This window comes from Citrobacter sp. Ce104 (genome assembly GCF_030334595.1).
GTDB lineage: Bacteria > Pseudomonadota > Gammaproteobacteria > Enterobacterales > Enterobacteriaceae > Citrobacter > Citrobacter europaeus.
Map to the genome: position 1 here is coordinate 247,851 of NZ_JAOWDP010000068.1, position 25,266 is coordinate 273,116.

A 25,266-nucleotide genomic window follows, 5' to 3' on the forward strand; every position below is an offset into this window, starting at 1 on the left:
CATGCAGAAAGAAAAACTTTCCGCTTTAATGGATGGCGAAACGCTGGATACTGAGTTACTCAAAGAGCTGGCTCACGACCCGGAAATGCAAAAAACCTGGGAGAGTTATCACCTGATTCGCGATTCCATGCGAGGTGATACCGCCGACGTTCTCCATTTCGATATTTCCGCCCGCGTAATGGCTGCCATCCAGGATGAGCCAGTACGTCAGACGGCGCCATTGATTCCTGAGGCCCAGCCAGCACCGCACCAGTGGCAGAAAATGCCATTCTGGAAGAAAATGCGTCCGTGGGCCGCGCAGCTTACCCAAATGGGTGTCGCCGCGTGTGTATCACTTGCAGTTATTGTTGGCGTCCAGCACTATAATGGGCAATCTGAAACGTCCCAGCAGCCCGAAACGCCGGTATTTAATACATTACCGATGATGGGTAAAGCCAGTCCGGTTAGCCTGGGTGTACCTTCTGACGCGACGGCCAGCGGCGGTCAGCAACAGCAGGTACAGGAGCAGCGTCGTCGTATTAATGCCATGTTGCAGGACTACGAACTGCAACGTCGACTGCACTCTGAACAGCTTCAGTTTGAGCAGGCCCAAACACAGCAAGCCGCTGTGCAGGTGCCAGGAATTCAAACTTTAGGAACGCAATCGCAGTAATGAAGCAACTTTGGTTTGCCATGTCACTTGTGGCTGGTAGCCTGTTCTTCTCTGTAAACGCCTCGGCCAATCCTGCGTCCGGGGCGTTGTTGCAGCAGATGAATCTGGCCAGCCAGTCGCTAACCTATGAGCTGTCATTTGTCAGCATCAATAAGCAGGGTGTTGAATCCCTACGTTATCGCCATGCCCGCCAGGATAACCGTCCGCTAGCGCAATTGTTGCAAATGGATGGACCGCGCCGGGAAGTGGTGCAACGTGGCAACGAAATCAGCTATTTTGAGCCTGGTCTCGAACCGTTCACGCTAAACGGCGACTATATCGTTGACTCTCTGCCATCTCTGATTTACACCGACTTTAAACGCCTTGCTCCCTACTATGATTTTATCTCAGTAGGTCGCACCCGCATTGCCGATCGGCTCTGTGAAGTGATCCGCGTTGTCGCCCGTGACGGGACGCGTTACAGCTATATCGTCTGGATGGATACGGAGACCAAGCTGCCGATGCGTGTCGATCTTCTCGACCGTGATGGCGAAACGCTGGAACAGTTCCGCGTCATCGCCTTTACCGTAAATAACGGCGTCAGCGACAGTATGCAGGCGCTGGCGAAAGCCAATCTGCCGCCGCTGCTGTCGGTTCCTGCAGGTGAGAAAACCAACTTTAACTGGAGTCCGTCGTGGTTGCCGCAAGGCTTCAGCGAAGTCTCCAGCAGTCGACGTCCGCTGCCGACAATGGATAACATGCCGATCGAATCGCGCCTTTATTCTGATGGCCTGTTTAGTTTCTCCGTGAACGTAAACCGTGCGATGCAAAACAGCGCCGATCAACTGTTACGAACCGGGCGTAGAACGGTCAGCACCAGCGTACGTGATAACGCGGAAATTACGATAGTGGGCGAACTCCCACCGCAAACGGCGAAGCGTATCGCGGATAATATTAAGTTCAGGGCTGCGCAATGATTAAAGAGTGGGCGACGGTCGTCTCCTGGCAAAATGGTCTGGCGACGGTCAGCTGCGATGTTAAAGCATCATGTAGCAGCTGTGCTTCCAGGGCCGGATGCGGGAGTCGCGTGCTGAACAAACTTGGGCCGCAGACCACGCACACCATCGTGGTACCCTGCGACGAACCCTTAGCGCCTGGTCAAAAAGTTGAACTGGGCATTGCCGAGGGTAGCCTGTTGGGTTCGGCGATGCTGGTCTATATGTCTCCGTTAGCGGGACTGTTTCTTTTCGCGGCGCTTTTCCAGGTGCTGTTTGGTTCCGATCTTGCGGCATTAAGCGGCGCCGTGCTGGGGGGCGTGGGCGGATTCCTTATTGCTCGTGGATTCTCTCGTAAGCTTGCTGAGCGTGAGGCCTGGCAGCCGGTCATTCTGAACGTTGCTCTCCCACCCGATCTTATTCGCGTCGAAACCCAGCAGTGATATCTTTGCCTGATGGCGCTGCGCTTATCAGGCCTACGGCGTCATCAGATGCAGGCGTAGGCCGGATAAGGCGTTTATGCCGTCACCCTGCAAAAGTTTCACCGGCTTTGCATGGTCGTTTCCAGTTCCCGCTATCCTTGCTCTATGAACATTTCCTCGCCTCAGCGTTGTAGTGTAGAATGCGGCGTTTCACTTAAACAGACGTTAAGCTCAGATCAGCGACTTCTCAGAGCCTGCTCCGGCGGGCGTAAGGCACAATAATTACACTATATGAAGAACATACGTAACTTTTCAATCATAGCTCACATCGACCACGGTAAATCGACGCTGTCTGACCGTATTATCCAGATCTGCGGTGGCCTGTCTGACCGTGAAATGGAAGCGCAGGTTCTCGACTCGATGGATCTGGAGCGTGAGCGCGGTATTACTATCAAAGCGCAGAGCGTGACGCTCGATTTCAAAGCATCTGATGGTGAAACCTATCAGCTTAACTTTATCGACACCCCGGGTCACGTTGACTTCTCGTATGAAGTTTCCCGCTCGCTTGCTGCCTGTGAAGGCGCATTGCTGGTGGTTGATGCCGGACAGGGCGTAGAAGCGCAGACCCTGGCTAACTGCTATACCGCCATGGAAATGGATCTGGAAGTGGTGCCGGTACTGAACAAAATTGACCTGCCAGCCGCCGATCCTGAGCGCGTAGCGGAAGAAATCGAAGATATCGTCGGTATTGATGCAACTGATGCTGTTCGCTGTTCGGCGAAAACCGGTGTTGGCGTCACTGACGTACTTGAACGTCTGGTGCGCGATATCCCGGCGCCGGAAGGCGACCCGGAAGGTCCATTGCAGGCGCTGATCATCGACTCCTGGTTCGATAACTACCTGGGCGTGGTGTCACTGGTGCGTATTAAAAATGGCACCATGCGTAAAGGCGACAAAATTAAAGTGATGAGCACCGGTCAGGTCTATAACGCCGACCGTCTGGGCATCTTCACGCCAAAACAGGTTGACCGTACCGAGCTGAAATGCGGCGAGGTAGGTTGGTTGGTTTGCGCGATTAAAGACATTCTCGGCGCACCGGTTGGCGATACCCTGACGCAGGCGCGTAACCCGGCGGACAAACCGCTGCCAGGCTTTAAAAAAGTGAAGCCGCAGGTTTACGCCGGTCTGTTCCCGGTGAGCTCTGACGACTACGAAAACTTCCGTGACGCGCTTGGTAAGTTGAGCCTCAACGACGCCTCCCTGTTCTACGAGCCGGAAAGCTCAACCGCGCTTGGCTTTGGCTTCCGCTGCGGCTTCCTCGGCCTGCTGCACATGGAGATCATTCAGGAACGTCTGGAACGTGAATACGATCTGGATCTGATCACTACCGCGCCGACCGTAGTCTACGAAGTAGAAACCACGGCGAAGGAGACTATTTACGTCGATAGCCCGTCCAAGCTGCCGCCGTTGAATAACATCTACGAACTGCGTGAGCCGATCGCTGAGTGTCACATGCTGCTGCCGCAGGCTTACCTTGGTAACGTCATCACCCTGTGTATCGAGAAGCGTGGCGTCCAGACCAACATGGTTTACCACGGTAACCAGGTGGCGCTGACCTATGAAATTCCGATGGCGGAAGTGGTACTCGACTTCTTCGACCGTCTGAAGTCAACCTCTCGCGGCTATGCGTCGCTGGACTATAACTTCAAACGCTTCCAGGCGTCTGACATGGTACGCGTTGATGTCCTCATCAACAACGAACGTGTCGATGCGCTGGCGCTGATCACTCACCGCGACAACTCCCAGAGCCGTGGCCGTGAGCTGGTCGAGAAGATGAAAGATCTGATCCCTCGTCAGCAGTTTGATATCGCGATTCAGGCGGCCATCGGCACGCACATCATCGCGCGTTCAACGGTTAAGCAGCTGCGTAAAAACGTTCTGGCGAAATGCTACGGTGGCGATATCAGCCGTAAGAAAAAGCTGCTGCAAAAACAGAAAGAGGGTAAAAAGCGCATGAAGCAGATCGGTAACGTCGAACTGCCGCAGGAAGCGTTCCTCGCCATTCTGCATGTCGGTAAAGACAGCAAATAATCTTAAGGAGTTGGCATGGCGAACATGTTTGCCCTGATTCTGGTGATTGCCACACTGGTGACGGGCATTTTATGGTGCGTAGATAAATTCATCTTCGCACCAAAACGCCGGGAGCGTCAGGCAGCAGCGCAAGCTGCTGCAGGTGATTCACTGGATAAAGCAACGCTGAAAAAAGTGGCCCCTAAGCCGGGTTGGCTGGAAACTGGGGCATCCGTTTTCCCGGTTTTAGCTATTGTACTGGTGGTGCGTTCATTTATTTATGAGCCGTTCCAGATCCCGTCTGGTTCGATGATGCCGACGCTGCTTATCGGTGACTTTATCCTGGTGGAGAAATTCGCCTACGGGATTAAAGATCCGATTTACCAGAAAACGTTGATCGAAACTGGCCATCCGAAACGTGGAGATATCGTGGTGTTTAAATACCCGGAAGATCCCCGTCTGGACTACATCAAACGTGCTGTCGGTTTACCGGGAGACAAAGTGACGTACGATCCGGTGGCGAAAGAGGTCACTATTCAGCCAGGATGCAGTTCAGGTCAGGCGTGTGAAAACGCGCTGCCGGTAACGTACTCTGATGTTCAGCCAAGTGATTTTATACAGACCTTTGCTCGTCGTAACGGCGGTGAAGCGACCAGCGGCTTCTTTGAAGTTCCGCTGAACGAAACGAAAGAGAACGGTATTCGCCTCTCCGAGCGTAAAGAAACGCTGGGTGAGGTAACGCACCGCATTCTGACTGTGCCAATCGCCCAGGATCAGGTGGGGATGTATTACCGCCAGCCAGGTCAGCAACTGGCAACCTGGATCGTCCCACCGGGACACTACTTCATGATGGGTGATAACCGTGACAATAGCGCGGACAGCCGTTACTGGGGATTTGTGCCGGAAGCGAATCTGGTTGGTAAAGCGACGGCTATCTGGATGAGTTTCGACAAGCAAGAAGGCGAATGGCCGACCGGTGTGCGTTTAAGCCGTATTGGTGGCATTCACTAATTGCCGATAATCGTTCACGCTGTCGTCATTATGGCGACAGCGTGAATTATTTCTCGGATAAATTCCCGCAGACTAACGACATCCCTTGTCGTTGTGTATAGAATATTCCCCCGAAGTTTTAGGTTGGCACCGACAGGTTGCCACGGCACACGAAACAGCGTTGGTTTGTATACAAATGCATTCAAGTGAAGCCAGACGGCTAAGCGAAGTGCGTATATCAGGTCTGTTTCGTGTGCTGAATTGTTGACGCATTCATTTATTGGTATCGCATGAACCCCATCGTAATTAATCGGCTTCAACGGAAGCTGGGCTACACTTTTAATCATCAGGAGCTGTTGCAGCAGGCATTAACTCACCGGAGTGCCAGCAGCAAACATAACGAGCGTTTAGAATTTTTAGGCGACTCTATTTTGAGCTTTGTTATCGCTAATGCGCTGTATCACCGTTTCCCGCGTGTGGATGAAGGTGATATGAGCCGCATGCGCGCAACGCTGGTTCGCGGCAATACGCTGGCTGAATTAGCCCGTGAGTTTGACCTCGGTGAATGTTTACGTTTGGGGCCCGGCGAGCTGAAAAGCGGCGGCTTCCGTCGTGAATCGATCCTGGCGGATACCGTTGAAGCTTTAATTGGCGGCGTCTTCCTCGACAGCGATATTCAAACCGTTGAGCAATTGATCCTGAACTGGTATCAAACTCGTCTGGATGAAATTAGCCCGGGCGACAAACAAAAAGATCCGAAAACGCGCCTGCAGGAATATTTGCAGGGTCGCCACCTGCCTCTACCGTCTTATTTGGTGGTGCAGGTGCGTGGTGAAGCACACGATCAAGAATTTACTATCCACTGCCAGGTCAGCGGCCTGAGTGAACCGGTGGTTGGCACAGGTTCGAGCCGTCGTAAGGCTGAGCAGGCTGCCGCCGAACAGGCGTTGAAAAAACTGGAGCTGGAATGAGCATCGATAAAACTTACTGTGGATTTATTGCCATCGTCGGCCGCCCGAACGTCGGCAAATCCACCCTGTTGAATAATCTGCTTGGGCAGAAGATTTCCATTACCTCACGTAAGGCTCAGACAACACGTCACCGTATTGTTGGCATCCATACCGAAGGCGCGTATCAGGCGATTTATGTTGATACTCCGGGTCTGCATATGGAAGAAAAACGTGCGATCAACCGTCTGATGAACAAAGCGGCGAGCAGCTCTATCGGTGATGTTGAACTGGTTATTTTCGTTGTCGAAGGCACCCGCTGGACGCCGGACGACGAAATGGTGCTCAACAAGCTGCGTGATGGTAAAGCCCCGGTTATTCTGGCTGTGAACAAAGTAGACAACGTTCAGGAAAAAGCCGATCTGCTGCCGCACCTGCAGTTCCTGGCAAGCCAGATGAACTTTCTCGACATCGTCCCGATCTCTGCCGAAACCGGTCTGAATGTTGATACCATTGCGGGCATCGTGCGTAAGCATTTGCCGGAAGCTATTCATCACTTCCCGGAAGATTACATCACCGACCGTTCTCAGCGCTTTATGGCCTCTGAAATCATCCGTGAAAAGCTGATGCGTTTTCTGGGTGCTGAACTGCCGTACTCCGTTACCGTGGAGATTGAGCGTTTTATCTCCAACGAGCGCGGTGGCTACGACATTAACGGTCTGATCCTCGTTGAACGTGAAGGGCAGAAGAAGATGGTTATTGGCAACAAAGGGGCCAAGATTAAAACCATCGGTATTGAAGCGCGTAAAGACATGCAGGAAATGTTCGAAGCGCCTGTTCACCTCGAACTGTGGGTGAAAGTGAAATCCGGCTGGGCCGATGACGAACGCGCGCTGCGCAGCCTCGGTTACGGCGACGATCTCTGAGAATAACCCCGATGGAGGGCTGGCAACGCGCTTTTGTCCTGCACAGCCGCCCGTGGAGCGAAACCAGTCTCGTGCTGGACGTCTTCACGGAAGAGTCGGGCCGCGTGCGCCTTGTGGCTAAAGGCGCACGTTCCAAACGTTCCAATCTCAAAGGCGCACTCCAGCCCTTTACTCCCTTATTGCTTCGCTTTGGTGGACGTGGTGAGGTCAAAACCTTGCGCAGCGCCGAAGCCGTTTCTCTGGCACTCCCTCTTAGCGGTATCACGCTGTACAGCGGCTTGTATATCAACGAGCTTATTTCTCGCGTTCTTGAGTACGAGACCCGCTTTTCTGAACTCTTTTTCGATTACCTGAACTGTATTCAGGCGCTGGCTGGCGCGACCGGTTCGCCAGAACCTGCGTTACGTCGCTTTGAGCTGGCCTTGCTTGGGCATCTGGGCTACGGCGTTGATTTTACCCACTGTGCGGGTAGCGGCGAGCCGGTAGACGACACCATGACCTATCGCTACCGGGAAGAAAAAGGGTTTATTGCAAGCGTCGTAATTGATAACTCCACCTTTACCGGACGCCATCTGAAAGCACTTGAATCGCGAGAATTTCCGGATGCTGATACGTTGCGCGCTGCGAAACGCTTTACCCGTATGGCGTTAAAGCCGTATCTTGGTGGTAAGCCCCTAAAGAGCCGTGAATTATTCCGGCAGTTTATGCCGAAGCGAAAATAAAATACGAGGATTGTCATGTCCGAATTACTGTTAGGCGTCAACATTGACCACATTGCCACTTTACGTAATGCACGCGGTACCGCATACCCGGATCCGGTTCAGGCAGCGTTTATCGTTGAACAGGCGGGCGCAGACGGTATTACCGTACATCTGCGTGAAGACCGTCGCCATATCACCGACCGTGACGTGCGTATTCTGCGCCAGACGCTGGATACGCGCATGAATCTGGAAATGGCGGTCACCGAAGAGATGCTGGCGATTGCCGTTGAGACTAAGCCGCATTTTTGCTGCCTGGTGCCGGAAAAGCGTCAGGAAGTTACCACTGAAGGTGGTCTGGACGTCGCCGGTCAGCGCGACAAGATGCGCGATGCCTGCCAACGCCTGGCGGACGCAGGTATTCTGGTTTCGCTGTTTATCGACGCCGATGAAGAGCAGATTAAGGCCGCTGCGGAAGTGGGCGCGCCATTTATTGAAATTCACACTGGCTGTTACGCCGATGCGAAAACCGATGCGGAACAGGCCAGTGAACTGGCGCGTATCGCCAAAGCGGCGACTTTTGCGGCCAGCCTTGGCCTGAAGGTGAATGCGGGTCATGGCCTGACGTATCACAACGTTAAAGCCATCGCCCGGATCCCGGAAATGCACGAGCTGAACATTGGCCATGCCATTATCGGGCGCGCAGTGATGAGCGGCCTGAAAGATGCCGTAGTAGAAATGAAACGCCTGATGCTGGAAGCGCGTGGTTAATGGCGATTCTGGGATTAGGTACGGATATCGTGGAGATTGCCCGCATTGAAGCGGTGATCTCCCGTTCCGGCGACCGTCTGGCAAGACGCGTGCTCAGCGACAACGAATGGGCAATCTGGGAGACGCATCAGCAGCCGGTGCGTTTTCTGGCGAAGCGTTTTGCGGTCAAAGAGGCGGCAGCAAAAGCCTTCGGGACGGGTATTCGCAACGGTCTGGCGTTTAATCAGTTTGAGGTCTTTAACGACGAACTCGGTAAGCCGCGTCTGCGGTTATGGGGGGAGGCGTTAAAACTGGCGGAAAAACTCGGCGTCGCACATATGCATGTGACGCTGGCCGATGAGCGTCACTACGCCTGCGCCACGGTGATTATCGAAAGTTAGATACAGGACATTGCCGGATGGCGACGCGGTTATAGTTTATCGGCGTGGTGCATCAGCACAAACTTATCCCACAACTGCTCTTCTGTTTCGACGTGTGCCGGATCTTTCAAAATAGTATTGGGGATCGGGCACACCTTCTGGCAGGTTGGCGTGTCGTAATGGCCTACGCATTCCGTACACTTGTCGCTGTTAATCTCGTAAATGCTGTCACCCATCGAAATCGCCTCATTCGGGCATTCGGGCTCGCACATATCGCAATTGATGCATTTTTTAGTGATTAACAGGGCCATCAGGAAACTCTCAAAACATCACAAATCGGGCGGGCATTATACGCGCATTCTTTGCTCAGACCAGTTTTTTTACCAGTGCTTCGCTGTGGCGAATACGTTCCGGAGCATGTTCCAGATCCTGCTGCACCAGCGCCATAAACAGTAAATCAGTGAGCATCATTTGCGCGTGGGTGGAGGAAATCGCTGCGCTGCGTGTGGCCTGCTCCTCAGCAATCGTATACAGACAATGACTTGCCCGTTGCTGCAGGGCGTTTGGTGTAAATCCGGTGATGGCGAGAATTTTGGCTCCGGTGCGCAATGTTTCGTCCGCAGCCAGGTTGAGCTCGCGCCGCTCTCCGGTATACGAAATGGCCAGCAGTAGGTCATTGGGCGAAAGCGCCTGCACCGCTGCCAGCAGGGCGTGCATATCGCGTTCTACCACCGCGTTAAAACCAATCTTCAGCAGCTTCCAGGCAAAATTCTGCGCAACCAGACCCGATGCGCCAATCCCGGTTACGATAATGCGTCGGGCTGAGCGCAGCATCGTGACGCTCTCCATCAGTTTCTCTTCGCTGTTGACGTCCAGCGTCGCATGCATCGCCGCCACATTCTCTTTAATCAGCTTCTCGCCCACCATCCGCATGGGGTCGTCACCGCGAATCTGATTATGCACCGGAATGGAATGGGGATTGGGGTTGCTGGCCAACGCTTCGCTGATCGCCAGTTTCAATGCCGGAAACCCTTTAAAACCCATCTTTTGTGCGAACTTCACCACGCTGGACTGGCTGACGCCCGCTTCAAAAGCCAACTGCTGTGAGCTGAGATGACGCGCGGTATCAGGCTGAGCAAGAAGATAATCCGCAAGTTTTTTATCGCTTTGCGCGAGGTCCGGGTAACGCTGACGAATGCGAATTAAACAGTTCATGCTGTCTCCTGGCGAAAACGTGATGGCGATTACAAAACAAAATTTCACTCGCCTGGATGAATATAATATTCCATTATGACAGATTATTATGAATTAAAAATTCCTAAGGACCAAAAATGAATCTCGGTGCATTAGTTTCAGAAACCCGCAATCCACAGACCATGGATCTGGATGCGCTCTCCACGCTGGAGTTGGTTCATCGTTTTAATCAACAGGATACGCTGGTAGCACAAGCAGTAAAAGCAACTCTGCCTCAAGTTGCGCGCGCGGTCGACGCGGCAGCTGACGCGCTCAAAGCCGGAGGACGCATTATTTACATGGGCGCAGGTACCAGCGGGCGTCTTGGGGTGCTGGACGCGTCTGAATGCCCACCGACCTTTGGCGTCCCGCATGGTCTGGTGGTCGGGCTGATTGCTGGCGGACCGGGCGCGCTGCTGAAGGCGGTAGAAGGCGCAGAAGATAACCCGCAGTTAGGTGAAGACGATCTGCGTGCGCTCAATCTTACCGCACAGGATCTGGTGGTGGGGCTGGCAGCTTCTGGTCGCACACCGTATGTGATTGGCGGGCTGAAATATGCGCGTTCGGTGGGTTGTACGACGGCGGCGATTTCCTGCAATCCAGATTCCCCTATCGCGCATGAAGCGGATATTGCCATTTCTCCGGTAGTGGGGCCTGAGGCGTTGACTGGATCAACGCGACTGAAATCTGGTACCGCGCAAAAGCTGGTGCTCAATATGATCTCCACCGGTGCGATGGTGAAATTTGGCAAGGTATACCAGAACCTGATGGTGGATATGCAGGCTACCAACGTCAAACTGGTCGATCGGGCATGTCGCATGGTGGTTGAAGCCACCGGCATCGCGCGTGAACAGGCGCAGGCGCTGCTAAAGCAGACCGATTTTGATGTTAAGCCGGCTATTTTAATGGCGCTCACCGGCCTTGATGCCGCCGCCGCCCGCGAAAAACTTGCCGCTCACCAGGGTTTTTTACGCGCGGCGTTAGAACACTAAGAGGTGTATATGGATAAGACGGCGGTGCTGGCCAGCGACATTCTGCTGGGCGTTGGCGGAGAAAAGAATATTCTGCGCCTGGAAAACTGTATGACCCGCGTCAGAGTGGAAGTTCAGGATGACGGACAGATTGATATCCCTCGCCTCAGGCAACTGCCCGGTGTTAGCGGTTACGTGAAGCAGGGCGCACAGCACCAGATTATCGTCGGTCCCGGTAAAGCCGCCAAAGTGGTGGATGCTATGCGTTCCCTGATTGCCGATGGCGGCGAGCGAGCAGACGCCAATGATATCGAGCGCACGAAGTCAGAGGCCAAAGCGAAGTACAAAGCACCCATGAGCGATGCGCTGCGCAAGCTGGCGAACGTCTTTATCCCTCTTATTCCGGCGTTTATCGCCTCCGGTTTGATTACCGGCATTATTAACATCCTTAAGCGACCGGACATCGTCGGGGATTTTGCGACCCACTATCCGAATATGCTGGGTCTGATGGGCATATTCGGCAGCGCCGTGTTTGCCATCATGAATATTCTGGTTGGGGTGAATACCGCCAAAGTCTTCGGCGGCTCTCTGGCGATGGGTGGGGTGATGGCGGGGATCCTCTCCAGTCCGCAGCTGGCGCAAATTACCCTGTTTGGCGAAGCGCTGCAGCCGGGGCGCGGCGGGGTGATCGCGGTACTACTGGTGGTGGCGCTGATGTGCTGGATCGAACGCAAATTCCGCGTGCTGTTGCCGGAATCGCTGGAGCTGATCCTTAACCCGCTGCTGACTACTATCATTACCGGAATCATCGCGATTGTAGCGCTGCAACCGCTTGGCGGCTGGATTTCTGAATCTATCGCTCACGGTGCATCCTGGGCTATCGATCGCGGCGGATTCCTGGTCGGTGCCGTGCTGGCGGGAACCTTTCTGCCGTTGGTGCTTACCGGGCTTCATCAGGGGTTGGTACCTATTCACGTTGAGCTGGTTCAGGCGCACGGTTATAACGCGCTCTTTCCTATCCTGGCGATGGCGGGGGTTGGGCAAATAGGTGCTGCGATTGCGGTTTTGATGAAAACCCGCAATGCGCGGCTAAAGAAAGTGATCAAAGGGGCGCTGCCGGTCGGACTGCTGGGGATTGGCGAGCCGCTGATTTTTGGTGTCACGCTGCCGTTGGGTAAGCCGTTTATCGGCGCTTGCCTTGGCGGAGCGGTAGGCGGGGCGCTGATTAGCTACTGGAAGGTAGCGACGGTCATCACCTTTGGCATCTCCGGATTACCGCTGGCACTGACGATTGTTGCCGGAAAAGTGATGTTCTATCTGTTAGGCTATCTGGTAGCAGTTATCGCCGGGTTCCTGTTTACCTGGCTATTGGGGTTCAACGATCCAGAGGAATAAGGTTTGACCAATCACCAGCGCCGCGTTGTCTTTTTTGATTTAGATGGCACGTTACACCAGCAGGATATGTTCGGTAGTTTCATTCGTTATCTGCTGCGACGCCAGCCGCTGAATGCGCTGCTTGTGCTACCTTTGTTACCGGTGATTGCGCTGGCGTTGTTGATAAAAGGACGCGCCGCGCGCTGGCCAATGAGCCTGCTGCTGTGGGGATGCACATTTGGTCGTAGCGAGGCGCGTCTGAAAGCGCATCAGGCCGAATTTGTGCGCTGGTTTCGTGGTAACGTGACGGCGTTTCCGCTCGTGCAACAGCGGCTGACAACTTACCTGTTAAGCTCTGACGCTGATATCTGGCTTATCACCGGATCCCCGCAGTCACTGGTCGAGCAGGTTTACTTCGACACGCCGTGGTTACCGCGTGTCAATCTGATAGCCAGCAAAATGGCGCGGGGATACGGCGGGTGGGTGTTGCCTCTGCGCTGCCTGGGCCATGAGAAAGTGACGCAGCTTGAACGCCACATTGGCGCGCCGTTACAGCTATACAGTGGCTACAGCGACAGTAATCAGGACAATCCGCTGCTCTCTTTTTGCCAGCACCGCTGGCGCGTCACGCCGCGCGGAGAACTGCAACAACTCGAATGAAGCCAACGCACATGCAATTTAAAGCATGACGGGTATAATGCGTCCGCTTTTATTAGTGGAGTAACCTCTTTGTCTGAAGTTGAATTTAGTCACGAATACTGGATGCGTCATGCTTTAACGCTGGCTAAGCGCGCCTGGGATGAGCGTGAAGTCCCGGTGGGCGCGGTATTGGTACATAACAACCGTGTGATTGGCGAAGGCTGGAACCGTCCGATTGGTCACCATGATCCGACTGCCCACGCTGAAATTATGGCGCTGCGTCAGGGTGGCCTGGTGCTGCAAAATTACCGGCTGTTGGATGCCACGCTGTACGTCACTCTGGAACCGTGCGTGATGTGTGCAGGTGCGATGGTGCACAGTCGTATTGGTCGGGTCGTTTTTGGCGCGCGCGATGCGAAAACCGGAGCTGCCGGGTCATTAATGGATGTGCTGCATCACCCTGGAATGAATCACCGGGTGGAAGTAACCGAAGGAGTGCTACGGGATGAATGCGCCACGCTGCTCAGCGATTTCTTCCGCATGCGCCGGCAGGAAATCAAAGCCCTGAAAAAATCCGCCAGTTTGTAAATGTCGCTCTGATTGCCTGATGACGCTGCGCTTATCAGCGCCACCAGGACTACTTACCCTCTTTTTTCTGCGGTGAAAACAGCAGGGAAGGCGAGTGCGACAGGTAGTTTGACGACGTCTGAGACAGAAACGCCGAAAGCGGGAATTCATCTTTACCTAATAGCTCTGCTGGTGTTACAGCCGGGTAATCTTGCGCCAGTTGCTGCGTTTCCAGCGCCTGTTTCTCCTTCTCCTGCAGATACCCCACCAGGCTAATCTGGTATTTACGGATGTTTTCTACATAGGCGTAGGCTTCGTGGCCGCGCGCATAACCATAGGTCAGCTTGTTGTAATACGGCTTTTGGCTGAGCAGCGGCAGTCGTTGTTTTACGTCGGACCAGCTATTCGGATTGCCTTTGGTTTTCACCGTCAGCGCCCGTGCATCCAGCATGTGCGCATAACCCATGTTATAGGCTGCGAGCGCAAACCAGATGCGTTCCCCTTCGGGGACGGTATCCGGCACTTTACTCATCATGTCCTGCAAATATCGCGCGCCGCCGCTAATGCTTTGTTCAGCATCTGTACGGTCGGTCAGCCCGAGACTTTGAGCAGTATTTTTGGTCAGCATCATCAGTCCGCGTACGCCGGTTGGGGATGTGGCCTGCGCGTCCCAGTGTGATTCCTGATACGAGATAGCGGCGAGCAGTCGCCAGTCTATCTCTTGCGCATATTTCTCAAACAGCGGCTTAAGGTCTGGCAACACGCTGTCTACGGCGCGCAAAAAGGTGCGGGTATCAACATAGTCAAAATCATCGCCATGCCCGAGATATTTCTCTTCCAGCCGTGCCAGAGAACCGTCTTCATTCATGGTGTTGAAGAAATCCAGCAGGGCGGCAGAAAGCGTATTGTCATCGTCCAGACGACTAAACCAGGTCACCGGCTGTTCGTCAGAGACGTCCAACGCCACGGCCAGCTCAGGGTGTACGCGTTGGTATAAGCTGATGGCGACGGAATCGGCAATGGTGTAATCCAGCTTTCCGGCGATAACATCATCAAGCAGTTCAGTCGTGCCCTTTTTGTCGTCAACCTTCCAGCTCAGCTCGGGGAATTTTTTCTCTTTAAGCAACTGGAGATCGTTAACCACCACGTGCCCCGGGGCGATGGTCAGTTGATTTTCGTTCACGGTGGCAAGCGTGCGTGGGCGGTATTGCCCAACCCGATACACCAACTGTTGTGAAACCGAATAATAGGTCGGGCCGGGCTGATAATTTTTCACCCGTTCGCTGTTATAGACCAGGCCTGCGGCTAACAGATCGGCATTACCGTTATCGAGGTCGTCAAAAAGCTGGCTGATATTCTGGCGCACGGTGACTTTTAACTTCACGCCTAAGTAGTTGGCGAACTCCTGGGCCAGTTCATAATCCAGACCGAATTTTTTGCCGTTGAGGGTCGCGTAAGTTAACGGTGAGTCGATGGTACTGACGCGCAGCTCTCCCCGCGACTGAATGGCGGCGATACGATTTTCGGCTTTACCGAACCAGGGAATTGATGGCCAGAGGGCCGCTGCCAACAACAGCGTTAATATGCCGATGAACAGATAATTAATCTTTAATTTTTTCAATTAGTTAATTCTCTGAACCGTACGTTGTCTCTGCCTGCTGTGGTGTTGATTAAGAAGTGAAGTCGTCATTAATGAGCGGCATTTTGCTTAAACTTGCGTCAGTTGGCAACTTATTCAGAAACCAGACCGCATTTGATGATAAGAGAAGGTCGTGATTTTATTTCGACGCAAACGGTTTCGTCGGCGCGGTAGATTCTTTATAATGACGCCCGTTTCCCCACTTGGGCACACCGAAAGCTTAGAAGACGAGAGACTTATGATGGAAATTCTGCGTGGTTCACCTGCACTGTCTGCATTCCGTATTAACAAACTGCTGGCACGTTTTCAGGCTGCCAACCTCCAGGTCCACAATATTTACGCCGAGTACGTCCATTTTGCCGATCTGAATGCACCGTTGAATGAGGACGAGCACGCTCAGCTTGCACGCCTGCTGAAATATGGTCCTGCTCTGCACAGCCACGCCCCTGAAGGCAAACTGCTGCTGGTTACGCCTCGCCCCGGCACCATCTCCCCGTGGTCTTCTAAAGCGACTGATATTGCCCATAACTGCGGCCTGCAACAGATTAGCCGTCTGGAACGTGGTATTGCCTGGTATGTCGAAGCCTCGACGCTGACCGCTGAGCAATGGCAGATGGTTGCCGATGAACTGCACGACCGCATGATGGAAACGGTTTTTTCTGCATTGAACGATGCCGAAAAACTGTTTGTTCATCATCAGCCTGCGCCGGTTTCCAGCGTTGATTTGCTGGGTGAGGGACGCCAGGCGCTGATCGACGCTAACCTGCGTCTGGGTCTGGCGCTGGCGGAAGACGAAATCGACTATCTGCAGGATGCGTTCACCAAACTGGGGCGCAACCCGAACGACATTGAACTGTACATGTTTGCGCAGGCCAACTCCGAGCACTGTCGCCACAAGATTTTCAACGCCGACTGGATCATCGACGGTAAACAGCAGCCGAAGTCGCTGTTCAAGATGATCAAAAATACATTCGAAACCACGCCGGACCACGTTCTGTCTGCCTATAAAGACAACGCCGCGGTAATGGAAGGTTCCGAAGTGGGCCGCTATTTTGCCGACCACAAAACGGGTCGCTACGATTTCCATCAGGAGCCAGCCCACATCCTGATGAAGGTTGAAACTCACAACCACCCGACGGCTATCTCTCCGTGGCCGGGCGCGGCAACCGGATCCGGCGGTGAAATCCGCGACGAGGGCGCAACGGGTCGCGGTGCAAAACCGAAAGCCGGGCTGGTGGGCTTCTCCGTTTCCAACCTGCGTATTCCTGGCTTTGAACAGCCGTGGGAAGAAGACTTTGGTAAGCCGGACCGTATTGTTACCGCGCTGGATATCATGACCGAAGGGCCACTGGGCGGCGCGGCGTTTAACAACGAGTTTGGTCGCCCGGCGCTGACCGGCTACTTCCGTACCTATGAAGAGAAAGTGAACAGCCACAACGGCGAAGAGCTTCGCGGCTACCATAAACCGATCATGCTGGCGGGCGGGATCGGTAACATCCGCGCCGATCACGTGCAGAAAGGTGAGATCGTCGTTGGCGCTAAGCTTATCGTCCTTGGCGGTCCGGCGATGAACATCGGTCTTGGCGGCGGGGCTGCTTCCTCTATGGCTTCCGGCCAGTCTGATGCCGATCTGGATTTCGCTTCCGTGCAGCGTGACAACCCTGAGATGGAACGTCGTTGCCAGGAAGTTATCGACCGCTGCTGGCAGATGGGCGATGCGAACCCGATCCTGTTTATCCACGACGTGGGCGCGGGCGGCCTGTCTAACGCTATGCCGGAGCTGGTCAGTGATGGCGGTCGCGGCGGTAAGTTCCAACTGCGCGATATCCTCAGCGACGAGCCGGGCATGAGCCCGCTGGAAATCTGGTGCAACGAATCCCAGGAGCGCTACGTGCTGGCGGTTGCCGCCGACCAGTTGCCGCTGTTTGATGAACTGTGTAAGCGTGAGCGCGCGCCGTATGCGGTGATCGGTGAAGCCACCGAAGAACAGCATCTCACGCTCAGCGACAGCCACTTCAACAACCAGCCGATCGACATGCCGCTCGATGTGCTGCTGGGTAAAACGCCGAAGATGACCCGCGATGTGCAGACGCTGAAAGCCAAAGGCGATGCCCTGAATCGTGGCGAAATCTCGATTGCAGATGCGGTTAACCGCGTGCTGCATCTGCCGACTGTTGCAGAGAAAACGTTCCTCGTGACTATCGGCGACCGTACCGTTACCGGCATGGTGGCGCGTGACCAGATGGTTGGTCCGTGGCAGATTCCGGTCGCCAACTGCGCGGTCACTACCGCAAGCCTGGATAGTTATTACGGTGAAGCGATGTCTCTCGGCGAGCGTGCGCCGGTTGCATTACTGGATTTCTCGGCCTCTGCGCGTCTGGCGGTAGGTGAAGCGCTGACCAACATTGCTGCAACGCAGATTGGCGATATCAAACGCATTAAACTGTCGGCTAACTGGATGGCGGCTGCGGGTCATCCTGGTGAAGATGCCGGCCTGTACGAAGCGGTAAAAGCCGTTGGGGAAGAATTATGTCCGGCGCTTGGACTGACCATTCCGGTGGGCAAAGACTCTATGTCGATGAAAACCCGCTGGCAGCAAGGTAATGAACAGCGTGAAATGACCTCACCGCTGTCGCTGGTGATCACCGCCTTTGCCCGCGTGGAAGACGTGCGCCACACTATTACCCCGCAACTCTCTACCGAAGACAATGCCCTGCTGCTGATTGACCTCGGTCTCGGTAATAATGCGCTGGGGGCTACGGCGCTGGCGCAGGTTTACCGTCAACTGGGCGATAAGCCTGCCGATGTGCGTAACGTTGAGCAACTGAAAGGCTTCTACGACGCGATTCAGGCGCTGGTTGCTGCGCGTAAGCTGCTGGCCTACCATGACCGTTCCGACGGTGGGCTGCTGGTGACGCTGGCTGAAATGGCCTTCGCTGGGCACTGCGGTATTGAGGTTGATATCAGCACTCTGGGCGACGATCGTCTGGCGGCGCTGTTTAACGAAGAGCTGGGCGCGGTTATCCAGGTTCGCGCTGCTGAGCGTGAAGCGGTAGAAGCGATTCTGGCTGCTCACGGGCTGGCGGATTGCGTGCACTATCTTGGTCAGGCGGTAACGGGTGATCGTTTCACTCTGAGCGCCAATGGTCAGAATGTGTTCAGCGAAAGCCGCACACAGCTTCGTATGTGGTGGGCGGAAACCACCTGGCAGATGCAGCGTCTGCGCGATAACCCTGAGTGTGCCGATCAGGAACATGACGCTAAAACTAACGATGCCGATCCAGGCCTCAACGTTAAACTGTCGTTTGATATCAACGAAGATGTTGCCGCGCCGTACATCGCCACCGGTGCGCGTCCAAAAGTGGCCGTACTGCGTGAGCAGGGCGTGAACTCCCACGTTGAAATGGCGGCAGCCTTCCACCGTGCGGGCTTTGACGCCATCGATGTGCATATGAGTGACCTGTTGGGCGGACGCATCGGTCTGGGTAACTTCCAGGCGCTGGTAGCCTGCGGCGGTTTCTCTTACGGCGATGTACTCGGCGCAGGGGAAGGTTGGGCGAAATCGATTCTGTTCAATAACCGCGTCCGTGATGAGTTCGAAACCTTCTTCCATCGTCCGCAAACGCTGGCGCTCGGGGTATGTAACGGTTGTCAGATGATGTCTAACCTGCGTGAACTGATCCCGGGAAGCGACCTGTGGCCGCGTTTTGTGCGTAACCATTCCGACCGCTTTGAAGCGCGCTTCAGCCTGGTCGAAGTGACGCAAAGCCCGTCTTTACTGCTTGCCGATATGGTGGGTTCGATGATGCCGATTGCCGTTTCTCACGGTGAAGGTCGTGTGGAAGTGCGTGACGGCGCGCATCTGGCTCAGCTTGAGAGCAAAGGTCTGGTGGCGCTGCGCTACGTTGATAACTTCGGTAAGGTGACCGAGACCTATCCGGCTAACCCGAACGGTTCGCCAAACGGTATTACAGCCGTTACCACAGAAAATGGTCGCGTCACTATTATGATGCCGCACCCGGAACGCGTGTTCCGTACCGTGAGCAACTCCTGGCATCCGGAAAACTGGGGCGAGGACAGCCCGTGGATGCGTATCTTCCGCAACGCGCGTAAACAGCTCGGCTAATTAGTTCAATCGTCATCAAGCCCCTCTCCGTGAGGGGCTTTTTTGTGTTGTAGGCTGGATAAGGCGCTTTTGTTGCCATCCGGCAATAAACTCAGCGCTTACGCCTAAAAGCAAAGTGTCGGGAAATCCCGACATGGGTGGGGGTGAGTTGTCGCCAAAAGGAGACATTTAATTATTTGATTTAAAATGAATTTGTTTTTAAGTGCTACAGGTGTTGCTGATTGGCGACATGAAGCGTAAAAAACAGCCAAAATCATTTTTCATATGAATAATCACATTTTCCATATTTATCATTGTGTTAATAAAGTGTTTTGAATATTGGCACAGATGCTGCATAATATTAACCAGTGGCTCATTCACCTTCTTATGTCAGCCCCTTCGGGACGTGCTACATAAACTTCGAATGACGCACAACAAGGTGCCTGCCGTCCAACATCTGATATTAGCGTTGCTCATATCAACCTTCGGGCGAAACGTCGAGTTAGGCACCGCCTTATTTCACAACAAAGCCGGGTTGATCCCGGCTTTGTTGTATCTGGCGTTCCCCTCAGTTAGCATCAACCTATTCCTGTCCATTGAGAGTAACGCCTTGAAGCGCTGGTCAGTTTTCCCCCGATCTTTACGTCAATTGGTGACGTTGGCATTTTTGCTTATCCTGCTGCCGTTGTTAGTTTTGGCCTGGCAGGCGTGGCAAAGTCTGAATGCCCTGAGCGCGCAGGCGGCGCTGACGAACCGCACCACGCTGATTGACGCCAGACGCAGCGAAGCGATGACCAATGCCGCGCTGGAGATGGAGCGTAGCTACCGGCAATATTGTGTGCTGGATGACCCAACGCTGGCGAAGGTTTATCAGAGTCAGCGTAAACGCTACAGCGACATGCTGGATGCGCATGCGGGCGTGTTGCCAGACACCAAGCTTTACCAGGCACTGCGACAGGACATTAACGATCTCGCGCAGTTGCAGTGCAATAACAGCGGTCCTGACAGTGTGGCGGCCGCGCGGCTGGAAGCGTTCGCCAGTGCCAACACCGACATGGTACAAGCGACGCGCACCGTCGTCTTTTCTCGTGGGCAGCAGCTCCAGCAGGAAATAGCCGAACGTGGGCAGTTCTTTGGCTGGCAGGCACTGGTGCTGTTTCTGGTCAGCCTGGCGATGGTGTTGCTGTTTACCCGCATGATAATCGGTCCGGTGAAGGGCATAGAAAAAATGATTAATCGTCTGGGAGAAGGGCGCTCGCTGGGCGATAGCGTATTATTTACCGGCCCCCGGGAGCTGCGTTCCGTGGGGCAGCGCATTATCTGGCTGAGCGAACGTCTTTCCTGGCTTGAGTCGCAACGGCATCAGTTTTTACGCCATCTTTCCCATGAATTGAAAACGCCGTTGGCGAGCATGCGTGAAGGGACCGAACTGTTAGCCGATCAGGTGGTTGGACCGTTAACGCCGGAGCAAAAAGAGGTGGTCGGTATTCTCGATGACAGTAGCCGCAACCTGCAAAAGCTGATTGAACAGCTTCTCGATTACAACCGCAAGCTGGCGGATGACGAGGTTGAGCTTGAAAGTGTGGAAATCGCGCCGCTGGTGGAAAGCGTTGTTTCTGCGCACAGCCTGCCCGCTCGCGCCAAAATGATACATACTGATGTTGCGCTTGCGGTGAACGCCTGTCTGGCAGAACCGATGCTATTAATGAGCGTACTGGACAATCTTTATTCCAATGCGGTGCACTACGGCGCTGAATCCGGTAACATTTGGATCCGCAGCAGTTTGCATGGCTCAATGGTATACATTGATGTAATGAATACCGGCACGCCGATTCCAGAAGCAGAACAGGCCATGATCTTCGAGCCTTTTTTCCAGGGTAGCCATCAGCGAAAAGGGGCGGTAAAAGGAAGCGGGTTGGGGCTGAGCATTGCCAGAGATTGCATCCGCCGTATGCGGGGCAAACTGTATCTGGTTGATGACCATGCGCAAAATGTTTGTTTTCGCATAGAATTGCCGCTATCTGCTGCGAAAAATCACTAAAATAAACCTAAGTCTGGTGAGTATGCCATACGTTGTTGTCCGAATGCTTAAACGACATTTTTTCCGCCGCGTCATCCTCGCAAGCCTGCCGTGCCTGGCGCTGGTAGGTTGCGTTCCGAACGCGGTGAATCATATTATCGGCGACCCCTCGCAGGAGAAAATTCCGCCTCATCAACTGGCGGACTACCTGGCAACCGACTGTAGCGATATCTGGTCGCTGTCTGGTCAGCCTACAGACACCAATCCGCTGTACTGGCTGCGGGCGATGGATTGCGCCAATCGCCTGATGCCGGTACAGGCGCGTAGTGAAGCCAGTATGATGGTGCCAGATACCTGGCAGGGGGCTTTCAGGCGCGGGATCCTGCTCGATAACGCCAATATTACGCCACCTGAAAGACGGGAGGCTGTTACGCGCCTCGACGCATTAAGCCCGCAAATTCCGCCACAGGTTCGCCCGCTGTATCAGGTCTGGCGCAGCAGCCAGACGTTGCAGTTGCAGCTTGCCGAAGAGCGTATGCGCTACAGCAAGCTGCAGCAAGCGTCAGACAGCGATCTTGATATACTGCGTGAACAGCAACAGCATTTGCAGTCCCAGCTCGATCTCACGACCCGCAAGCTGGAGAATCTGACCGATATTGAACGCCAGCTTTCCACGCGCAAACCTGCTGGTAGCTATAACCCCGATGCGTCGCACGGGAACGATAAACTCACCCTGCCTGATAACGAGGAAAGCGCAGCGCCGTCTGCCGATGAGGTCACGCCATGATAAGCCGTAAGCCCGCGCATCTGCTGCTGGTGGATGACGATCCAGGCCTGTTGAAATTACTTGGAATGCGACTGACCAGCGAAGGTTATAGCGTCGTGACCGCGGAAAGTGGGCAGGAAGGGTTACGGGTGCTGAACCGTGAAAAAGTGGATCTGGTTATTAGCGATCTGCGTATGGATGAAATGGATGGCATGCAGCTGTTTACTGAAATCCAGAAAGTTCAGCCAGGAATGCCGGTTATTATCCTCACCGCGCACGGCTCCATCCCTGACGCCGTGGCGGCGACGCAGCAAGGGGTGTTCAGCTTTCTCACCAAGCCAGTCGATAAAGACGCGTTGTACCACGCGATCGACGGGGCGCTGGAACAGTCTGCGCCTGCCACTGATGACAGCTGGCGTGAGTCCATCGTCACCCGCAGTCCGCTGATGCTGCGCCTACTGGAACAGGCACGTATGGTAGCGCAATCGGACGTAAGCGTACTGATCAACGGCCAAAGCGGCACCGGGAAAGAAGTGTTTGCCCAGGCCATTCACAACGCCAGCCCGCGTAGCCACAAGCCTTTTATTGCCATTAACTGCGGTGCGTTGCCGGAACAACTGCTCGAGTCCGAACTGTTTGGTCATGCGCGCGGCGCTTTTACCGGTGCGGTGAGCAATCGTGAAGGGCTGTTTCAGGCTGCGGAGGGTGGGACGCTGTTTCTTGATGAGATTGGCGATATGCCCGCGCCGTTGCAGGTTAAATTGCTGCGCGTATTGCAAGAGCGAAAAGTCCGACCGCTGGGCAGTAACCGCGATATCGACATTGATGTGCGGATCGTGTCCGCCACTCACCGTGATTTACCCAAAGCGATGGCGCGAGGTGAGTTTCGCGAGGACTTGTACTATCGCCTCAACGTGGTGAGCCTGAAGATCCCGGCGCTGGCCGAGCGTACGGAAGATATTCCGCTGCTGGCAAACCATCTGCTGCGTCAGTCTGCTGAACGACACAAACCGTTCGTGCGCGCCTTTTCGACCGATGCTATGAAACGGTTAATGACCGCAAGCTGGCCGGGCAACGTGCGTCAGTTGGTTAACGTGATTGAGCAGTGCGTGGCGTTGACCTCTTCGCCGGTAATCAGCGACGCGCTGGTGGAGCAGGCGCTGGAAGGGGAGAACACCGCGCTGCCGACCTTTGTTGAGGCGCGAAACCAGTTTGAGCTCAATTACCTGCGTAAGCTGCTGCAAATCACCAAGGGCAATGTGACCCACGCAGCGCGAATGGCGGGGCGCAACCGCACCGAATTCTATAAATTGCTTTCTCGACATGAGCTGGATGCAAACGACTTTAAAGAGTAGCACCGTAAATACGACTGATTTATGATACGGTGAGCAACCGGTTACGCGATAAAAACGACAGGAAAACCATGAAAAAGATTGATGCGATTATTAAACCCTTCAAGCTGGACGACGTCCGCGAAGCGCTGGCAGAAGTCGGCATTACCGGTATGACTGTAACAGAAGTCAAAGGGTTTGGCCGTCAGAAAGGCCATACCGAGTTGTACCGTGGTGCGGAATATATGGTGGATTTTCTGCCGAAGGTAAAAATTGAAATTGTGGTCACCGACGACATCGTCGATACCTGCGTTGACACTATTATTCGTACTGCCCAGACCGGTAAGATCGGTGACGGTAAGATTTTTGTCTTCGATGTGGCGCGTGTTATTCGTATCCGTACCGGCGAAGAAGACGACGCGGCCATCTAAGCCGCGCCGTTCATTTGTAGGCCTGATAAGCGTAGCGCATCAGGCAGAGTGGTTGCCGGATGGCGGCGTAAACGCCTTATCCGGCCTGCTCGCGTAATACATTACAACACTTTATGCGGGCCGAAACATTCGTAATGAATGTTCTCGTTTTTCACGCCCAGACCGACCAACTGCTTCGCGGCGAACTGCATAAAGCCAACCGGACCGCACAGATAAAACTGCATCGTCGGATCGCTGATTGCGCCTTCCAGTTTGTTCAAATCCATCAGACCAACGCTATCAAACGCACCTTTCGCGCGATCGGCTTCGGTTGGCTCACGATACCAGGTGTGTGCGCTAAAGCGTGGCAGCGTTTTGCCCAGTTCATTCACTTCATCGGCGAAGGCGTGTACATCGCCATTTTCTGCCGCGTGGAACCAGTTAACCTGCGCCGTATGATGCGCTTTTGCCAGCGTATCCAGCATCGCCAGCATCGGGGTCTGGCCCACGCCTGCGGAAATCAAAGACACAGGAGTATCGGTCGCGACATCCATAAAGAAATCGCCCGCAGGTGCAGCTAAGTGAACAACGTCGCCAACATTTGCATGGTTGTGCAGCCAGGTGGAAACCTGACCACCGTCTTCACGCTTCACCGCAATACGGTAGCCTTTGCCATCGGGTTTACGGGTCAGTGAGTACTGACGAATTTCCTGATGCGGGAAACCCTCTGGCTTCAGCCAGACGCCCAGGTATTGCCCCGGATGATATTCAGCCACTGCGCCACCGTCGACAGGTTCAAACTCAAAGCTGGTGATGAGTGCACTACGCGGGTTTTTTGCCACGATGCGGAAAGGACGGGTACCTTCCCAGCCGCCATTTTTATTGGCATTTTCGCTGTAGATTTGCGCTTCACGGTTGATGAAAACGTTCGCCAGCACGCCGTATGCTTTGCCCCACGCATCCAGAACTTCCTGACCTGGGCTGAACATTTCGTCCAGCGTTGCCAGCAAATGGCCACCCACGATGTTGTACTGCTCCGGTTTAATCTGGAAGCTGGTATGTTTTTGCGCGATTTTCTCAACGGCTGGCAACAACGCCGCCAGGTTTTCGATATTGCTGGCATACGCGGCAATGGCATTAAACAACGCTTCACGCTGATCGCCATTACGCTGGTTACTCATGTTGAAGATTTCTTTCAGCTCTGGGTTATGCGTAAACATGCGATCGTAGAAATGGGCGGTCAGCTTCGGGCCTGTTTCAACCAGCAGGGGAATGGTGGCTTTCACTGTAGCGATGGTTTGTGCGTCAAGCATACGGTCTTCCTTTATCTGAGACTTTAATGATGTATGTCAAATACATCTTATAAAAAATACCCCTGCATTGTAAATGGTTCTTTGTAACT

General features: G+C 54.1%; 23 protein-coding genes. 19 read left to right on the forward strand and 4 right to left on the reverse strand.

The annotated features are described in order from the left end of the window. Window position 1 precedes the first annotated feature (1 nt). From rseA to acpS, 10 genes are all read left to right on the forward strand, one after another. A complete protein-coding gene (rseA, locus tag OGW16_RS19645; RefSeq protein ID WP_003037574.1) occupies window positions 2-652 on the forward strand; it encodes an anti-sigma-E factor RseA in 651 nt (216 codons plus the stop codon). Further along, window positions 652-1,608, forward strand: a complete 957-nt coding sequence (gene rseB / locus OGW16_RS19650; RefSeq protein WP_043017223.1) for a sigma-E factor regulatory protein RseB — start codon at window positions 652-654, stop codon at window positions 1,606-1,608. Before rseA ends, rseB begins: the two co-directional genes overlap by 1 nt. Next, window positions 1,605-2,069 carry a SoxR-reducing system protein RseC gene (rseC, locus tag OGW16_RS19655; protein ID WP_043017222.1) on the forward strand — a complete coding sequence of 155 codons (465 nt, stop codon included), beginning with the start codon at window positions 1,605-1,607 and terminating at the stop codon, window positions 2,067-2,069. The genes rseB and rseC overlap by 4 nt, the downstream gene beginning before the upstream one ends. A 270-nt stretch (window positions 2,070-2,339) precedes the next feature. Next, complete coding sequence (gene lepA, locus OGW16_RS19660) at window positions 2,340-4,139, forward strand: translation elongation factor 4 (RefSeq protein ID WP_043017221.1); 1,800 nt, start codon at window positions 2,340-2,342, stop codon at window positions 4,137-4,139. Window positions 4,140-4,154: 15 nt separating this feature from the next. Next, window positions 4,155-5,129 carry a signal peptidase I gene (gene lepB / locus OGW16_RS19665; protein WP_213732385.1) on the forward strand — a complete coding sequence of 325 codons (975 nt, stop codon included), beginning with the start codon at window positions 4,155-4,157 and terminating at the stop codon, window positions 5,127-5,129. A gap of 269 nt (window positions 5,130-5,398) precedes the next feature. Then, the gene (gene rnc / locus OGW16_RS19670) at window positions 5,399-6,079 is read left to right on the forward strand and encodes a ribonuclease III (RefSeq protein ID WP_003037579.1); all 681 of its coding nucleotides are present in this window, start codon (window positions 5,399-5,401) and stop codon (window positions 6,077-6,079) included. Beyond that, on the forward strand, window positions 6,076-6,981 hold the full coding sequence (era, locus tag OGW16_RS19675) for a GTPase Era (protein WP_042306656.1): 906 nt from the start codon (window positions 6,076-6,078) through the stop codon (window positions 6,979-6,981). The genes rnc and era overlap by 4 nt, the downstream gene beginning before the upstream one ends. A gap of 11 nt (window positions 6,982-6,992) precedes the next feature. Beyond that, complete coding sequence (recO, locus tag OGW16_RS19680) at window positions 6,993-7,703, forward strand: DNA repair protein RecO (protein ID WP_043017220.1); 711 nt, start codon at window positions 6,993-6,995, stop codon at window positions 7,701-7,703. A gap of 15 nt (window positions 7,704-7,718) precedes the next feature. Then, complete coding sequence (pdxJ, locus tag OGW16_RS19685; RefSeq protein ID WP_043017219.1) at window positions 7,719-8,450, forward strand: pyridoxine 5'-phosphate synthase; 732 nt, start codon at window positions 7,719-7,721, stop codon at window positions 8,448-8,450. Further along, window positions 8,450-8,830 carry a holo-ACP synthase gene (gene acpS, locus OGW16_RS19690; protein ID WP_003037588.1) on the forward strand — a complete coding sequence of 127 codons (381 nt, stop codon included), beginning with the start codon at window positions 8,450-8,452 and terminating at the stop codon, window positions 8,828-8,830. Before pdxJ ends, acpS begins: the two co-directional genes overlap by 1 nt. 29 nt (window positions 8,831-8,859) lie before the next feature. On the opposite strand, the gene OGW16_RS19695 is transcribed toward acpS, so the two are convergent. Both OGW16_RS19695 and OGW16_RS19700 read right to left on the reverse strand, forming a co-directional pair. Continuing rightward, complete coding sequence (locus tag OGW16_RS19695; RefSeq protein WP_003037590.1) at window positions 8,860-9,120, reverse strand: YfhL family 4Fe-4S dicluster ferredoxin; 261 nt, start codon at window positions 9,118-9,120, stop codon at window positions 8,860-8,862. 55 nt (window positions 9,121-9,175) lie between these two features. Beyond that, the gene (locus tag OGW16_RS19700) at window positions 9,176-10,024 is read right to left on the reverse strand and encodes a MurR/RpiR family transcriptional regulator (protein WP_043017218.1); all 849 of its coding nucleotides are present in this window, start codon (window positions 10,022-10,024) and stop codon (window positions 9,176-9,178) included. Window positions 10,025-10,140: 116 nt separating this feature from the next. Here OGW16_RS19700 and murQ point away from each other — a divergent pair, with 116 nt between their 5' ends. Genes murQ through tadA form a run of 4 tightly spaced genes read left to right on the forward strand, consistent with a single transcriptional unit; the run spans window position 10,141 to window position 13,614 of the window. After that, on the forward strand, window positions 10,141-11,034 hold the full coding sequence (gene murQ / locus OGW16_RS19705) for an N-acetylmuramic acid 6-phosphate etherase (protein ID WP_087050929.1): 894 nt from the start codon (window positions 10,141-10,143) through the stop codon (window positions 11,032-11,034). 9 nt (window positions 11,035-11,043) lie between these two features. Next, entirely contained in the window at window positions 11,044-12,408 is a 1,365-nt protein-coding gene (locus OGW16_RS19710; RefSeq protein ID WP_087052425.1) for a PTS transporter subunit EIIC, read from the forward strand. Window positions 12,409-12,411: 3 nt separating this feature from the next. Next, window positions 12,412-13,047, forward strand: coding sequence for a phosphatidylglycerophosphatase C (gene yfhb, locus OGW16_RS19715; RefSeq protein ID WP_080626226.1), 636 nt, complete (start codon window positions 12,412-12,414; stop codon window positions 13,045-13,047). A gap of 51 nt (window positions 13,048-13,098) precedes the next feature. Beyond that, window positions 13,099-13,614, forward strand: coding sequence for a tRNA adenosine(34) deaminase TadA (tadA, locus tag OGW16_RS19720; RefSeq protein ID WP_072033356.1), 516 nt, complete (start codon window positions 13,099-13,101; stop codon window positions 13,612-13,614). 49 nt (window positions 13,615-13,663) lie between these two features. Here tadA and mltF read toward each other — a convergent pair whose 3' ends face one another. Continuing rightward, window positions 13,664-15,214 carry a membrane-bound lytic murein transglycosylase MltF gene (gene mltF / locus OGW16_RS19725; protein ID WP_087052427.1) on the reverse strand — a complete coding sequence of 517 codons (1,551 nt, stop codon included), beginning with the start codon at window positions 15,212-15,214 and terminating at the stop codon, window positions 13,664-13,666. 256 nt (window positions 15,215-15,470) lie between these two features. Between mltF and purL the strand changes: the two genes are divergently transcribed. From purL to glnB, 5 genes are all read left to right on the forward strand, one after another. Beyond that, window positions 15,471-19,358 (forward strand): phosphoribosylformylglycinamidine synthase, encoded by a 3,888-nt coding sequence (gene purL / locus OGW16_RS19730; protein WP_080626228.1) that lies wholly within the window; start codon window positions 15,471-15,473, stop codon window positions 19,356-19,358. A gap of 589 nt (window positions 19,359-19,947) precedes the next feature. Next, window positions 19,948-21,378, forward strand: a complete 1,431-nt coding sequence (gene qseE, locus OGW16_RS19735; protein ID WP_105179687.1) for a two component system sensor histidine kinase QseE/GlrK — start codon at window positions 19,948-19,950, stop codon at window positions 21,376-21,378. Window positions 21,379-21,400: 22 nt separating this feature from the next. Then, entirely contained in the window at window positions 21,401-22,144 is a 744-nt protein-coding gene (qseG, locus tag OGW16_RS19740; RefSeq protein ID WP_286518714.1) for a two-component system QseEF-associated lipoprotein QseG, read from the forward strand. Further along, a complete protein-coding gene (gene glrR, locus OGW16_RS19745) occupies window positions 22,144-23,478 on the forward strand; it encodes a two-component system response regulator GlrR (protein WP_304502307.1) in 1,335 nt (444 codons plus the stop codon). The genes qseG and glrR overlap by 1 nt, the downstream gene beginning before the upstream one ends. 68 nt (window positions 23,479-23,546) lie before the next feature. Beyond that, window positions 23,547-23,885 carry a nitrogen regulatory protein P-II gene (gene glnB, locus OGW16_RS19750; RefSeq protein WP_002914032.1) on the forward strand — a complete coding sequence of 113 codons (339 nt, stop codon included), beginning with the start codon at window positions 23,547-23,549 and terminating at the stop codon, window positions 23,883-23,885. A gap of 101 nt (window positions 23,886-23,986) precedes the next feature. On the opposite strand, the gene hmpA is transcribed toward glnB, so the two are convergent. Next, window positions 23,987-25,177, reverse strand: coding sequence for an NO-inducible flavohemoprotein (gene hmpA / locus OGW16_RS19755; RefSeq protein ID WP_286518715.1), 1,191 nt, complete (start codon window positions 25,175-25,177; stop codon window positions 23,987-23,989). Window positions 25,178-25,266 lie beyond the last annotated feature (89 nt).